This is a genomic window from Synechococcus sp. R55.8, from assembly GCF_047461895.1.
Lineage (GTDB): Bacteria > Cyanobacteriota > Cyanobacteriia > Thermostichales > Thermostichaceae > Thermostichus.
Genome location: NZ_JANSIB010000174.1, coordinates 1 through 1,731, shown reverse-complemented (window position 1 = coordinate 1,731; position 1,731 = coordinate 1). Strand labels below are relative to the sequence as shown.

General features: G+C 58.3%; 1 protein-coding gene. It reads right to left on the bottom strand.

The window, feature by feature from the left end; all coding sequences use genetic code 11:
- Window positions 1-213: 213 nt before the first annotated feature.
- Window positions 214-1,617: a phosphoglucomutase/phosphomannomutase family protein gene (locus NW829_RS12195; protein ID WP_414417193.1), complete on the bottom strand. Its 1,404-nt coding sequence runs from the start codon at window positions 1,615-1,617 to the stop codon at window positions 214-216.
- Window positions 1,618-1,731 lie beyond the last annotated feature (114 nt).

Below are 1,731 nucleotides of genomic sequence, written 5' to 3'. Positions count from 1 at the left end.
CAAAATCCTGGCTATTGATTGGCCGATGTCTGAACAGGGTAGTCGAACTTTTCCGGGGAATTCAAAATCTGTGGGATCTTGTGCTAGCTGAAGGATTCCGGCTGAATTTTGAGTCAAGCGATCCAGCTTTGCCAAAGAAGCCGTACTTTGTCCGACTTTGCAAGATTTTGTGAACAAGTGGGATCCTTGCCCTGCAAGGGATCCGCATCAACCTCAATCAACCTGGCCGATCAAGGCGGCTGCCCAATCCAGGAGGGCGTTCACTGCTTCTAGGTCTTTCGCTTCTGAGTACAACCTCAGCAGAGGCTCGGTGCCGCTGCCGCGAATCATCACCCAGCTTCCATCGGCGAGGGTGAATTTGTGGCCATCTTTGTCGAAATGTTTGATCACCTTCTGCCCCAAAATCTCAGCCGGGGGATCCATTTGCAGCCGCTGGAAGAGCTGGGTTTGTTGATTTTGATCGGCGAGGTGGAGATCGCGGCGCAGGTAAACAGAGGTGAACCCTTCCCGTTCCTGCAAAGCCCGGTAGATGGTGCTGAGATCTTGGCCGGTTTCCGTAACCGCTTCGATGAGATACAGGGCCGAAAGCAGGGCATCCCGCTCGGGAATGTGGCCCAAGTAGCCGATGCCGCCCGATTCCTCTCCACCCAAGAGCACCTCTGTGCTCATCATGCGCTCGGCGATGTACTTAAAGCCCACCGGCATTTCCGTAACCGGCAGGCCATAGTGCTGTGCAACTTTAACAAACAGTTCGGAGCCGCTGATGGTTTTGACAATCTCGCCCCGCAAGCCGCGTCGCCCGGCCAGGTGGTCGATCAAGATGGGGATCAGGATCTGCGGGCTGAGGAAATGGCCTTGCCCATCGAGAGCCGCAATGCGGTCGGCATCCCCATCAAAGACCAAACCCATTTTCAAGGGGGCGGGATCCGCTGCGATGATCTGAGCGGAAGCCTGCAGGTTTTGCGGCAAAGGCTCAGGGGGAAATCCCCCAAACAAGGGATCCCGATGCGCCTGCAATTCAATGACCTTCTCCCCCAAGAGGCGCTTGAGGCCACCGGCGCCAGAGCCAAACATGACATCCACCCAAATCTTGGCCGGGGATCCCTTGAGCTTTTCCAGATCCACAAAGCGGCTGAGCTGAGCCAGGTAGCCGGGCCAGGGATCCCAGGTGTGGATGGGGGCCTTGTGGGATCCAAGAGGCTGGAGGCTTTGCAGCTCCTGCTCGATGGCGGCGGTAACTTCCGGCGGCACGGATCCACCGAATCCTCCCTTGACCTTGAGGCCGGAATAGTGGGGGGGGTTGTGGCTGGCGGTGATCACCAAAGCGCCGTGGCAGCCCCGCTCCTTGGCACCCCAGCTAAAGGCCGGCGTTGGGGCCACACAGGTGGAGAGGTAAACTGGGATCCCCAGGCGGGCCACCACCTCAGCAACGTGGGCGGCAAAGCGTTCCGAGAGAAAGCGGTTGTCGTAGCCAATCAGGATCCCTTCGCCGGGGTAGGTGCGGGCCAAGACTTGGGCGCTGGCCTGGGCGGCAAGGGCCAAGTTTTGGAAAGTAAAGGCATCGGCAATCACGGCTCGCCAGCCGTCGGTGCCAAAGCGGATGGGAGTGTCGACCATGGGGGGGTTGAGGTGGATGCTGCCGCTTCAAGTCATAGCACGAGGCGGGAGTTGCGGGGTTCGGTCTGCTCTCAACTTCTTCGCTTCTTCTCTATCTCTATTGAGATGGGATGT

Bases quoted from the DNA above. Each gene is read 5' to 3' on its own strand.
- NW829_RS12195 (WP_414417193.1), bottom strand. From the start codon at position 1,617: ATGGTCGACACTCCCATCCGCTTTGGCACCGACGGCTGGCGAGCCGTG.